Origin of the sequence: Micromonospora sp. NPDC048843 (genome assembly GCF_040649965.1) — a bacterium.
Taxonomy (GTDB): Bacteria; Actinomycetota; Actinomycetes; order Mycobacteriales; family Micromonosporaceae; genus Micromonospora; species Micromonospora hortensis.
Genome location: NZ_JBEZGJ010000208.1, coordinates 1 through 11,260, shown reverse-complemented (window position 1 = coordinate 11,260; position 11,260 = coordinate 1). Strand labels below are relative to the sequence as shown.

12 protein-coding genes are annotated in these 11,260 nt (G+C 72.1%); 7 read left to right on the top strand and 5 right to left on the bottom strand.

Going from position 1 to position 11,260, the window contains the following annotated elements; genetic code table 11:
* Positions 1-252: 252 nt before the first annotated feature.
* On the bottom strand, positions 253-1,164 hold the full coding sequence (locus AB0C20_RS31715) for an aminoglycoside phosphotransferase family protein (RefSeq protein ID WP_357184732.1): 912 nt from the start codon (positions 1,162-1,164) through the stop codon (positions 253-255).
* Between the two features lie 99 nt (positions 1,165-1,263).
* Here AB0C20_RS31715 and AB0C20_RS31710 point away from each other — a divergent pair, with 99 nt between their 5' ends.
* Together AB0C20_RS31710 and AB0C20_RS31705 are read left to right on the top strand one after the other, a co-directional pair.
* On the top strand, positions 1,264-2,115 hold the full coding sequence (locus AB0C20_RS31710) for an LLM class flavin-dependent oxidoreductase (protein WP_357184735.1): 852 nt from the start codon (positions 1,264-1,266) through the stop codon (positions 2,113-2,115).
* Positions 2,112-2,537, top strand: a complete 426-nt coding sequence (locus AB0C20_RS31705) for a nucleoside deaminase (RefSeq protein WP_357569364.1) — start codon at positions 2,112-2,114, stop codon at positions 2,535-2,537. Before AB0C20_RS31710 ends, AB0C20_RS31705 begins: the two co-directional genes overlap by 4 nt.
* On the opposite strand, the gene AB0C20_RS31700 is transcribed toward AB0C20_RS31705, so the two are convergent.
* Positions 2,531-3,151 (bottom strand): arylamine N-acetyltransferase, encoded by a 621-nt coding sequence (locus AB0C20_RS31700; protein ID WP_357184739.1) that lies wholly within the window; start codon positions 3,149-3,151, stop codon positions 2,531-2,533. The two genes, AB0C20_RS31705 and AB0C20_RS31700, sit on opposite strands and share 7 nt — an antisense overlap.
* A 382-nt stretch (positions 3,152-3,533) precedes the next feature.
* On the opposite strand from AB0C20_RS31700, the gene AB0C20_RS31695 reads away from it, so the two are divergent.
* Positions 3,534-4,799 carry an AGE family epimerase/isomerase gene (locus AB0C20_RS31695; RefSeq protein ID WP_357184742.1) on the top strand — a complete coding sequence of 422 codons (1,266 nt, stop codon included), beginning with the start codon at positions 3,534-3,536 and terminating at the stop codon, positions 4,797-4,799.
* Positions 4,796-5,749, top strand: a complete 954-nt coding sequence (locus AB0C20_RS31690) for a carbohydrate kinase (protein WP_357184745.1) — start codon at positions 4,796-4,798, stop codon at positions 5,747-5,749. The genes AB0C20_RS31695 and AB0C20_RS31690 overlap by 4 nt, the downstream gene beginning before the upstream one ends.
* A gap of 104 nt (positions 5,750-5,853) precedes the next feature.
* Here the strand turns inward: AB0C20_RS31690 and AB0C20_RS31685 are convergent, their stop codons facing one another.
* The 3 genes from AB0C20_RS31685 to AB0C20_RS31675 form a co-directional block, all read right to left on the bottom strand.
* Positions 5,854-6,822 carry a LacI family DNA-binding transcriptional regulator gene (locus tag AB0C20_RS31685; RefSeq protein ID WP_357185260.1) on the bottom strand — a complete coding sequence of 323 codons (969 nt, stop codon included), beginning with the start codon at positions 6,820-6,822 and terminating at the stop codon, positions 5,854-5,856.
* Between the two features lie 72 nt (positions 6,823-6,894).
* Positions 6,895-8,274 (bottom strand): FAD-dependent oxidoreductase, encoded by a 1,380-nt coding sequence (locus tag AB0C20_RS31680; protein ID WP_357569363.1) that lies wholly within the window; start codon positions 8,272-8,274, stop codon positions 6,895-6,897.
* A 23-nt stretch (positions 8,275-8,297) separates the two neighbouring features.
* Positions 8,298-9,434 (bottom strand): glutamate--cysteine ligase, encoded by a 1,137-nt coding sequence (locus tag AB0C20_RS31675; RefSeq protein WP_357184752.1) that lies wholly within the window; start codon positions 9,432-9,434, stop codon positions 8,298-8,300.
* A 160-nt stretch (positions 9,435-9,594) separates the two neighbouring features.
* On the opposite strand from AB0C20_RS31675, the gene AB0C20_RS31670 reads away from it, so the two are divergent.
* The 3 genes from AB0C20_RS31670 to AB0C20_RS31660 form a co-directional block, all read left to right on the top strand.
* Positions 9,595-9,888: a DUF6412 domain-containing protein gene (locus tag AB0C20_RS31670; protein WP_357184755.1), complete on the top strand. Its 294-nt coding sequence runs from the start codon at positions 9,595-9,597 to the stop codon at positions 9,886-9,888.
* Positions 9,889-9,988: 100 nt separating this feature from the next.
* Entirely contained in the window at positions 9,989-10,744 is a 756-nt protein-coding gene (gene yidC / locus AB0C20_RS31665) for a membrane protein insertase YidC (RefSeq protein ID WP_357184758.1), read from the top strand.
* Positions 10,745-10,807: 63 nt separating this feature from the next.
* Positions 10,808-11,260: cellulose binding domain-containing protein (locus AB0C20_RS31660; RefSeq protein ID WP_357569362.1), on the top strand; the 453-nt coding region annotated here is incomplete at its 3' end.

The window sequence follows — 11,260 nt, the reverse complement described above, 5'->3', positions numbered from 1 at the left end:
TCCACACCCAGGTCGTCGCGAACATCAACATCACCACGGCCGGCTCGTACGTGTTCCGGCTCACCAGCGACGATGGCTCCCGCTTGCGCATCGACCCGCGCCCCGCCCCGCCCCGCGCCCCGCCCCGCCCCGCGCGCGCCGATCTTGCAGTTTCTGTTGTTGATTTGGGTTGATATGCACTCTAGGTCGGGACAAAAAGTGCAAGATCGCGGAGTTGGGTCGGGTGCGGGAGACTCGCGTCGTTGCCGAACTTCAGTCGCCGTCGAGCAGCCAGCGGACCACCTCGATCTTCTCGGGGAAGACGATGTCGTCGGTGACGCTCCAGGACAGCGTGTGCCCGATCGTCCAACCCCGGACCCGTTCCCGGTCCAGCCCCAGTTCGGTGCTGAGCCGGTGCAGTCGATGCCGGACGGCGGCCGCTGAGTGCCCCAACTCCGGGCCGCGCACCATCGGCACGACCGAGAACTCGCGCTCCCCGATCAGCGGCTTCGGGTCGATCGCCAGCCACGGCCCTCGTCCAGCGGCAAGTGCGTCGGCGGCGAGTGCGTCGGCGGCGAGTGCGTTGGCGGCGAGGATGTTGCCGGCGTGCAGGTCCTGGTTGACCAGCACCTGCTCGCCCTGGCTCGACGCCAGACCGGTGGTCAGCTCGAGCGCCCCGTCCAGCAGCCGTCGCTCATACGGTCGCCCGGCCCGTTCCCAGGCCCGGGGCATCCGGTCGATCCAGCCGGCGGCCTCCTGCGCCAGCGGTGCGAACGGCGCGCCGGCCGGTCGCCAGAGCCGGGGGAGCAGACCGACCACCACGTCCAGCGCTCGGTCCGGCGGTAGGTCGTGCAGGGGAGTGCCGGGCTGGCAGCGTTCGAGCAGCAGGGCACGCCGCTCGGGGTCGTGGGCGAGCAGACGGATCGCCGCGTCACCGTCCCACTGGGCCAAGGCGTCGGCCTCGTACCGGCTCTCCTCGTCGGGAAACTGGAGCTTCAGCACCGCCGCAGTGCCGTCGGGCAGGTGGGCGGGGAGCGCCAGTGATGCGTACGCCTGCCGGAAGGGCGGCCCGACCCGTAGCGACCAGCGCTCGGCGCACTCGTTCAGCCACGTCGGGAGTGCCGCCAGCCAGGCGCGACCGGCCTGTGATCCGCGTACCCAGTCGAGTCCCTCGGGCAGATCCATCCGGCGCTCCTGAGTCGTGCGGCGATTCGTGCCGGCCGCCAGGTGATTCAGCCGGGCCACGGCGTTCACACGCCGGTCCACAGTGGCTAGCGTGGACGGGTGCAGATTGGTGTGAACGTACCGAACTTCGCCCCGGGCACCGACCCCGACGTGTTGCGTCGGTGGGCGCAGACGGTGGAGGGTCTCGGCTTCGACCTGTTGATGGTCTCCGATCACATCGCGGTGACCCCGGACGTGGCCGAGCAGTACCCGGCGCCGTTCTACGAGCCGTTCACCACGCTGTCCTGGCTGGCCGGGGTGACCAGTCGGGTTCGGCTGGGCACCACTGTGCTCATCGTCCCGTACCGGCACCCGCTGCTCACCGCCCGGATGGCGGCGAACCTCAACCGGCTCAGCGGCGGGCGGCTCGTCCTCGGTGTCGGCGTCGGCTGGGCCCGGCAGGAGTTCGAGGCGCTCGGCGTGCCGTTCCGGCAGCGCGGCGCGCTGACCGACGAGTACCTGCACACCATGCGCGAGGCCTGGCAGGACACCGACGACTACGACACGGCTGCGATCCCGATCTGGGTCGGTGGCAACAGCGAGGCCGGCATGCGCCGCGCGGTACTGCTCGGTGACGCGTGGCACCCGCTGCGGATCACGCCCGGACGGCTGGCCGAGGCGGTCGGACGACTGACGGACATCGCCGACGAGTTGGGTCGCCCGGTGCCCGCGGTGGTGCCGCGGATCGCGCTCCAGGAGACCCGAGAACCGAGCACCGGCCCGGAGCGGCTCGCCGGCGTCGGCACCATCGATCAGATCGTCGCCGACCTGGACAAGCTTCGTGCGCTCGGCGCGGAGACGGTGGTGCTGGACCCGTTCAACGGCGACCTGACCGAGATCCGCCAGCCCGAACGCGCCTGGCGGACCCTTGCGGCAGTGGCCGCACATCACGCAACCCAGGAGGACCGATGACCCCCGACGACGAGAAGTTTCTCCGCCACGCAGTGGAAATCGCCAGGCGGGCGGGGGCTTCCGGCGAACGGCCGTTCGGCTCGTTGCTGGTCGACGCGGCCGGCGTCGTCCTGATCGAGGACCACAACACTGTGGTCTCCGACGCGGACATCAGCGCCCATCCGGAGTTGAAGCTGGCCCGCTGGGCGGCTCGGGAACTCTCCCCCGAGGTGGCCGCCGGCACCACGATGTTCACCAGTTGCCAGCCCTGCGCGATGTGCGCGACGGCGATCGACCGGTCCGGCCTCGGGCGGGTGGTGTACGCGCTGTCCACCGAGCAGTTCGAGGAGGTCAAGCCGGCCACCCCGCCGCTGCCCCCGGTCCGTTACGAGGGGCCGGCGCTGTTCGACGAGGCACGCCAGTCGATCGACGACTACTACTGACCGGGCCCGTCTGCGGTGCCTGGTAGGTGAGGGCGAGACGACCCGGTGTTGCGGACGCGTGCGCGCCACAGGTCGTCCTGGGTGCCTGTCTTGTGCCAGAGGTGGGCGACGCCGTCCGGGCCGAGGTCGTCGAGGGGTACGAGGAAGTCAGTGGACAGCGTCTTGGCGAATTCGTCGACATCGGCGATCACGCGGGGGGTGCTGGCGGCGGCACCCAGCCGACGCAGCGTCCGGGACAGCAGGACCAGGGTATGGTCGCCGCTCGGCCGAGCGGCCATGAGCGTGGTGACGTACGCCGAGGCGGGGGACGTGGACAGCTCCCGGGAGTGGGTGGCGAAGTCGGCGACCTCCCGTGGCTGCAGGCGCAGGTCGTAGGAGGCGATGGTTCCGCCGGGGCGGTGGTGGAAGCGCCAGGTATCCGGATCGAGCCGCTCAAGCCGGTAGGCCAGACTTCCCTGGATGTGGGGCCCCTCCCGCATCGGCAACGGCTGGATGAATCCGTCGCCGATACCAGCGTCGGCCAGCCAGCGTCGCCCATCGAGGTCGACGAGCAGCGCGTTGTGGTTGCCCCACATCGCCTCGCCGCGGGTAGCGCGCCTACGCGCCGAACTCACCCAGCGCAGCGTGGACCGCTACCTGACCCTCATGCTCGATGGCCTGCGTGCTGGCCCGGACGTCCAAGACCTTCCCCCCGCCGAGATCGGCCTGGTCGACCTCGGGGGCGCCTGATGGATGTGGGACGCGGTCATCGCCACAGCCGGGCGGCCGTCCCCGTTGCGGTGTGACGCAGCCGGAATTGACAGTCGACCGACTGCCGGAGCAGGGTTGAGCGGTGACAACGATGTCAACGGTCAAATGGGAGGAAAAGCCTCCCGCCGCGTGCCGGCCCTGGCTGGTCGATTCGTGGCGTACCGTTGGCGGTTTTGCGGCGCGGACCCGGTCCGTCCGCCGATCCTGGCCGTATGTCCCTTTCCTACCCGACGGTGACCAGCTGAGATGACCGACGTGCCCCGACCTGACGCCGTAACGACCCCCACTCCGGCGGGGTCACCAGACCTGCCCGATCTGGACGAGTTCCTCGTCGACCAGACCCGGACGCTGCTCGACACCGCCCGCCGCTCGGTCCGGCCCGAGGGCGGTTTCTGGTGGCTCACCGACGACCGCACCCCGGATCGTGGCGAACCGATCCACACCTGGATCACCTGCCGGATGACCCACGTGGCCGCCCTCGCCCACCGCAACGGCGACCCGGACGCCGCCGCCCTGGTGGACCACGGGATCGCCGCGCTCAGCACGCTACTGCGCGACGACCGGTACGGCGGCTGGTTCGGCGCGGTGGACCAGCAGGGAGTGCCAGTCAACGACCGCAAGGCCGGCTACGACCACGCGTTCGTCCTGCTCGCCGCCTCCAGCGCCGCGCGCGCCGGACGGCCCGGCGCGAACCGGCTGCTCGCCGACGTGCTGGCCGTCGTGCGGGACCGGTTCTGGGACGACGACGCCGGCGCGGTCCGCGAATCGTGGAACCGGGACTGGACGGTCACCGAGGACTACCGGGGCGCCAACAGCAGCATGCACATGGTCGAGGCGTTCCTCGCCGCTGCCGCCGCCACCGGCGACGCGAGCTGGGCCGACCGGGCCCTGCGGATCGCCACCCACCTCGTGCACGGTGAGGCGGCCCGACACGACTGGCGGCTGCCCGAGCACTTCACCACCGACTGGACGCCGCTGCCCGACTACAACCGGGACCAGCCCGCCGACCCGTTCCGGCCGTACGGCTCCACGATCGGGCACTGGCTGGAGTGGGCCCGGCTGCTGCTGGAGTTGGAGGCGGTGCTGCCGCAGCCACCCCGCTGGCTGCTCGCCGACGCCCGCACCCTGTTCGCCGCGGCAGTGCGTCGCGGCTGGGCGGTCGACGGCGCGGACGGCTTCGTCTACACCATTGACTGGGACGACCGGCCGGTGGTGCGCTCCCGGATGCACTGGGTTCTCGCCGAGGCCATCGGTGCGACGATCACCCTGCACCGCCGCACCGGGGACGCGGTCTACCTCGACTGGTACCGGGTCTTCTGGGCGTACGCCCGCCGCACTCTCATCGACCAGACCGGATGGCGGCACGAGTTGGACGCGCAGAACCTGCCCGCCCAAACGGTCTGGCACGGCCGACCGGACGTCTACCACGCCTACCAGGCGGTACTGCTGTCCCGCGCGGCCGACGGGCTCGGCGGCCCCGGCCCGCTCGCACCGGGGGAGGTGACCGCGTGATCGTCGTCGCGGGTGAGGCGCTGATCGACCTGGTCGTCACCGCCGAGGGGCAGCGGGCCGTGCCCGGTGGCTCCCCGGCGAACGTCGCGGTCACCCTGGCCCGGCTCGACCAGCCGGTACGACTGCTGGCCCGACTCGCCAGCGACGAGTACGGTCGGCAACTCGTCGAGCACCTGAGCGCCAACCGGGTGGACCTGGAGTGGGCGGTACGCGCCGAGGAGCCCACGTCGGTGGCGGTGGCCACAGTGAACGCCGCCGGGCAGGCCAGCTACGAGTTCCGGCTGGCCGGTGCGGCCGACTGGCAGTGGACGCCACAGGAGTTGCCCGAGCTGGCCGGTTCACCGGCGATCGCACTGCACACCGGGTCCCTCGCGCTCGCGTTGGCACCCGGCGCGGACGCGCTGGAGGGCCTGCTCGCCCGGGAACGCCAGCGGGACGGGCTCACGGTCTCCATCGACCTCAACCTGCGCCCGAGCATCGTCACGGATCGGGTGGCGGAGCAGGAGCGGGTACGCCGGCAGATTCGCCTCGCGCACCTGGTCAAGGCCAGCGACGAGGACCTGGCCTGGCTCTACCCGGACCGTTCGGTGGCCGACGTGATGACCGAATGGCGTACGGCCGGTGTGTCCTGCGCCGTGGTGACCCGGGGCGGGGACGGCGCCTGGCTGCTCGCGCCGGACGGCTCGCTGCACGAGGAGCCGGCGGTCCGCACCACTGTGGTCGACACCGTTGGCGCCGGCGACTCGTTCACCGGTGGCCTGCTGGCCGCGCTGGCCGACCTCGACGCGCTCGGTGACCGGCCGGCCGATCGGCTCGCCGCGGTGACCCCGCAGCAGTGGGCGGAGGTGCTCCGACAGGCCGCCACTGTGGCCGCGCTGACCTGCGCCCGCCGAGGCGCCAACCCACCGACCCGCGCCGAGGTCGACGCCCTCCTGACGGCCGCGAGCTAAACCACTCTGCCGGTCGATCATGGACTTGTGGTGGGCGTTTGACCGCACTTTGCGGCATACGTGAGGCACCACAACTCCATGATCGACCCCCGGGAGCGGGGGGATCAGGTCAGGCCGCGGGGTAGGAGCCTCGTGGGGAGCACTGTGGTCGTCGGCGGGGAGTCGTCGCCGGCTATGCGCTCGAACAGCCGTTCGGTGGCGACCCTCGCCAGCTCCCTCGTGTCGTACGCGACGACGGTCAGCGGTCGGGGCATCAGGTGGGCCAGCTCGAAGTCGTCGAAGCCGACCAGCGCCGCGTCACTGCCCCGCCGGTGCAGCTCCTGGAGCGCGCCGACGGTGAGCCGGTTGTTGGCGCAGAAGAAGGCGGTGGGCGGCTCCGGAAGGTCGAGCAACCCGGCGACCGCTCGGCCGGCCTCCTCGGGAGCGATGAGCCGCTCACGGATCAGCGACTCGTCCGGCTCGACCCCGGCGGCGTCCAGCGCCGCCCGTGCCCCGGCCAGCCGCTCCCGCATCGTGGGCACGCTCGGCGCGCCGAGCAGCAGCCCCACCCGTCGGTGCCCCTCGTCGAGCAGCGCGGTCACCCCGGCGTGGCTGCCACCCCGGTTGTCCAACAGCACGGCGTCGGCCTGAAGCCCCTGCGGCGGCCGGTCCAGGAACACCACAGGCATGCCCAGCTCGACCTCGCGACGCAGGAACGAGTGGTCGAGGCCCGCCGGCACCACCAGCAGGCCGTCGACGCGGCGTTGGGTGAAGTCCTGGAGCAGGGCGCGTTCCCGCTCCGGATCCTCCTCCGACGACGCGGTGATCAGCATGGTGCCGTGGGCGGCGGCGATCTCGGCGGCGACGCTGGCGATGGTCGCGTAGAACGGGTTGGCGATCTCCTCGATCAGCAGCCCGACCGTGGCGTTGAGCTGCCGGGAGCGCAGGTTACGAGCGATGTCGTTGCGCCGGAAGCCCAGCTCGGCGATGGCGGCCAGGACCCGGCCGACCAACTCCTGGCCGACCGGCTCGTCGTTCACGACCCGGGAGACCGTCTTCAGGCTGACGTCGGCCCGCCGGGCCACGTCGACCATCGTGGGACGCCGACGCGCTGTCGGCCGGGTCGGGGTCTGGGTCACGGGGTGGTCCTCCACGGCGGGCGCGGGTCAACGGTCGAGGGCGGCGAGCGCGTCGACCGCTTTTCGGGCGGCGATGAGCACCGGATCCCAGACCGGCGCGTACGGCGGAGCGTAGCCCAGGTCCAGCTGTGTCATATCGTCCACCGTCATGCCGTTCCACAGCGCCACGGCCAGCGAGTCGATCCGTTTGGCCGCCTCGGACCAGCCGACGATCTGCGCGCCGAGCAACCGGCCGCTGGGACGCTCGGCGATCAGCTTGACGGTCATCGGCCGGGCGCCCGGGTAGTAGCCGGCCCGGTTGGTCGACTCGGCGATCACCGAGACGAACTCGAAGCCGGCAGCCGTGGCGTCGCGCTCGCGAAGACCCGTCCGACCCACCTCCAGGTCGCAGACCTTCGTCACCGCCGTGCCGATCACGCCCGTGAAGGTGGCGTACCCGCCGCCGATGTTGATCCCGGCGACCCGGCCCTGCTTGTTGGCGTGCGTGCCGAGCGGCACGTGCACCGGCAACCCGCTGACCCGGTGCAGGGTCTCCACGCAGTCACCGGCCGCCCAGACCCCGGGGTGTCCGGGCACCCGCATCCGCCGGTCCACCCGGATCGCGCCGGTCGGGCCGAGGGGCAGCCCGGCCGCCTCCGCGAGCGCGGCGTTGGGGCGTACGCCCAGACCCATGACCACGACGTCGGTCGGGATCGGCCCCTCGGCGGTGACCACGGCGGACACCCGGCCGTCCCGCTCCTCCAGGCCGGTCACCGGCAGGCTCCCGCGGATCGTGATGCCGAGGCCGCGCATCGCCTCGGCGACCAGCTCGCCCATGTCGCTGTCGACAGTCGACATGGGCTGCTCGCCGGCCTCCACCAGGGTCACCGAGAGGCCGCGTTGGATGAGGGCCTCGGCGATCTCGACGCCGATGTACCCGCCGCCGACCACCACGGCCCGGCGCGGCTGCGGGTCGGCGTCCAGCCAGTCGCGTAGTGCCGCACCGTCGTCGAGGGTCTGCATGCCGAACACGCCGCCCGCGTCGGTGATCGCCCACGACGGTTTAACAGGCACCGCGCCGGTGGCGTACATCAGGTCGTCGAAGCGCTCGCGGACCTCGCCGCCGCCCTTCAGGTCCCGCGCGACCACCTCGCGGCGTTCCAGGTCGATGGCAGTGACCTCGTGACGCATCCGGACGTCCATCGCGTACTCGGTGCGGAACGTCTCCGGGGTCCGGGCGATCAACGCCTCGGGGCCGGGCACCAGGCCGCTGATCCAGTACGGGATGCCGCACGCCGAGTAGGAGGTGAAGTTGCCCCGCTCGAAGACCACGATCTCCAGGTCGCCGCGGTCACGGCGGCGTCGGGCCTGGGACGCCGCCGACATTCCGGCGGCGTCCCCGCCGATGACGATCAGCCGTTGCGCCACGGGTTCATCCTGTCATGCGGTGATCAGCCGCGGGTCTGCCGCGCGACGTCCTGCACCACGTCGGTGAGTCGGCCGGTGCGCTCGAACACCGCGCGTTGCCGCGCCGCGCCGCTGCCGTGCCGGCGCAACCCACCCAGCAGGTCGGTCACCTCGGCCCAGTCGCCGTGCTGCTCCAGCGCGGGCCGCATCCGCTCCACGAACCGGTCCAACAGCTCCCACGCCGGGCGCAGCTCACCGTTCGTGACGTCGACGGCTTCACCTTCCAGGCCGTCATGGGCGGCCCGCCAGTGCGCGCCGACCAGCAGGTGGTGGTCGGTCTGCAACGCCGGCCGGCCGGCCTCGACATCCGCCATGGCGGTGGCCACCAGCGCCCGGACCAGCGCGGCGACCAGCACTGCGTCGTCCACCGACGGGCAGACGTCGCCGATCCGCAGCTCCACGGTCGGGTACTTCGCCGACAGGCGGGCGTACCAGTAGAGCATTCCCTCGTCGAGCATCACCCCGCTGGAGATCAACTGGCGGATCAGCCGCTGGTAGTGCTCGTGCGACTCCAGGAACGGCGTCGGCGCCACCGACGGCCAGCGCTCCCACTCCACCGAGCGCCAACTGGCGTAGCCGGTGTCCTCGCCCCGGGAGAACGGCGAGTTGGTGGTCACCGCGTGCAGCATCGGCAGCCACGGCCGTACGTGGTTGAGCACCTGCACGCCGGTGTCCGGGTCGGGCACCCCGACGTGTACGTGCATACCGTTGTTGCCGGGGCCGGGAACGAGCAGCCGGAAGCGCTCGATCATCCGGTCGAAGCGGGGCTTGTCCACCACCGGCGGCACCGGGCCGTCCACCGGGCCGGTGCCGATGGCGAGCAGGCGTACGCCGGCCCGCTCGGCGGCGTCGGAGAGCGCCCGACGCAGGACGCCGAGGGAGTGCCGGATCGACGAGAGCTCCAGGCCGGGCGGGCTGCCGATCTCGATCTGACTGGTCTGGAACTCCCGCTCCACCTGTCCGCGAAGTTCGGCTGGCACCTGCTCCATGACCAGGTCCACGGCCGGAACCGCGGCTCCGGTGTGCGGGTCGACGAGCAGGAACTCCTCCTCGACACCCACGGTGAGCAACCCGGCCGCCGCAGCCATGTCGCTGGGCGCCTCCGCCACCTGACCCGTCATCGACATCACCCGTCCGTTCCTACCGTTCGCGGTCCGTCCGCGTTGGTCCTTCGTTGGTTACCCAACGTGGCGATGCCGGGAAACGTGGCGGCGGCGCGTCGTACGGGGCGGGCCGCCGGATTCGGCTGGGTGACGTGACAGCGGGTCCTATGCTGGGCCCGTGCCGGTGCTGCTGGGCTTTGTCGGGGTCGCGTGGGTGTCCGCGTTCGCCCAGCTCACAGTGCTCGCGGGCCGCCCGGTCGACCTGCTGGCGGGCGCCGCGCTGACCGCCCTGGTGCTGCTCGCCGTGGTGCTGGCGGCCCGGGTGCACGATCGGGCGGGCGCGCCCGGTGCCGGTCCCCGGTGGGCCGGGCTCCGGGCCCGCTCCCGCAGTCGCCGCATGCCTCGCCAGATCGACCCGGATGCGGCCGGTCGTCCTCGTCCCCGTGCTCCGGGGCACCCCTGCGCCGCGTAGCGCCTCGCCGCCGCGCGGCCGATCCCGCCGTCACCGGCCCCCCTGCTGAGCGAATACCGCCCGGGGAGGGCCTCACCGGAATCGGACCGAGGGGTTTCCCATGCTTGCCTTCGCACCACTGCACGACGCTGTCGCCGCTGCCGGCAGCGCACTATCCTGGCTCACCGAACTGCTCGAACCACTGGCCGGCGGCGGAGCGACCGCCGCCGCCATCGTGCTCTTCACCATCGCCGTCCGCCTGCTGATCTCGCCGCTGACCGTCGCGCAGGTCCGCGGCGAGCGGCGCCGCGCTGCGCTCGCCCCACAGGTGCGTGACCTCCAGAAGCGGTACGCGGACGACCCGGCGACGCTTCAGCGCGAGGTGTTCACGTTGTACCGCGAAGCCGGCGCGAACCCGATCGCCGGCTGTCTTCCGTTGCTCATCCAGGCACCGTTCCTGCTGGTGCTGTACCGGTTGTTCAGCACCAGCGAGGGTGGCACCGGGTTGCTGGACGAGCGGTTGGCCGGCGTGCCACTGGGTCACCATCTCAGCGACGGGCTGGCCGGTGCGGCCGGACCGCTGTTCGGCGTACTCCTGGTGGTGTTGCTGGTGGTGGCCTGGTGGTCGTCGCGGCGGGCCCGGCGGGCGTCGGCGGCGGTGGGCACGGTGGCCGGTACGCCGACCGAGGGGCCGGGCGCGGCCACGCTCGGCCGGCTGCTGCCCCTGCTGCCGTTCACGACGGTGCTGGTGGCGCTGGTGCTGCCGCTCGCCGCGGTGATCTACCTGGTGACCACGAGCGTGTGGTCGGCCCTTGAGCAGGCGGTGCTCCGCCGCCCGCAGGCGGTCCCGACGCGCCCCCTGGACAGAAACAGTTAACTGTCTTAATAATTGACAGCAACGTTGACGTCCATGAATGCCCGTCCGGGCCCGGAGGGTCGCATGAAACGCTCCAGATCCATTGTCCTGTCCCTCGTCGCCGCCCTCGCGGCGACACTCGGCGCGGCCTGGGTGGCGCTGCCCGCGTACGCCGCCGGCGCCACCGCCAGCTTCGTCAAGACCGCCGACTGGGGCTCGGGTTGGGAGGGGAAGTACACAATCACCAACGGCGGCAGCTCGACTGTCAACGGCTGGAGCCTCGCCTTCGACCTGCCGTCCGGCACCACCCTCGGCAGCTACTGGGACGCGTTGCTCAGCTCGTCCGGCCAGCGGCACACCTTCACCAACCGATCCTGGAACGGCGCGATCGCCCCGGGCGCGTCGGTTTCCTTCGGCTTCCTGGCCAGCGGCTCCGGCTCACCGAGCGGCTGCCAGCTCAACGGCGCGTCCTGCGGCGGCGGCACCCCCCCCCCCCCCCCCCCCCCCCCCCCCCCCCCCCCCCCCCCCCCCCCCCCC

What these genes read in the sequence shown, in the direction of transcription:
- AB0C20_RS31715 (WP_357184732.1), bottom strand. Translation starts at nt 1,164, where the DNA reads ATGGATCTGCCCGAGGGACTCGACTGGGTACGCGGATCACAGGCCGGT.
- AB0C20_RS31705 (WP_357569364.1), top strand. Translation starts at nt 2,112, where the DNA reads ATGACCCCCGACGACGAGAAGTTTCTCCGCCACGCAGTGGAAATCGCC.
- AB0C20_RS31695 (WP_357184742.1), top strand. Translation starts at nt 3,534, where the DNA reads ATGACCGACGTGCCCCGACCTGACGCCGTAACGACCCCCACTCCGGCG.
- AB0C20_RS31685 (WP_357185260.1), bottom strand. Translation starts at nt 6,822, where the DNA reads ATGGTCGACGTGGCCCGGCGGGCCGACGTCAGCCTGAAGACGGTCTCC.
- AB0C20_RS31675 (WP_357184752.1), bottom strand. Translation starts at nt 9,434, where the DNA reads ATGACGGGTCAGGTGGCGGAGGCGCCCAGCGACATGGCTGCGGCGGCC.
- yidC (WP_357184758.1), top strand. Translation starts at nt 9,989, where the DNA reads ATGCTTGCCTTCGCACCACTGCACGACGCTGTCGCCGCTGCCGGCAGC.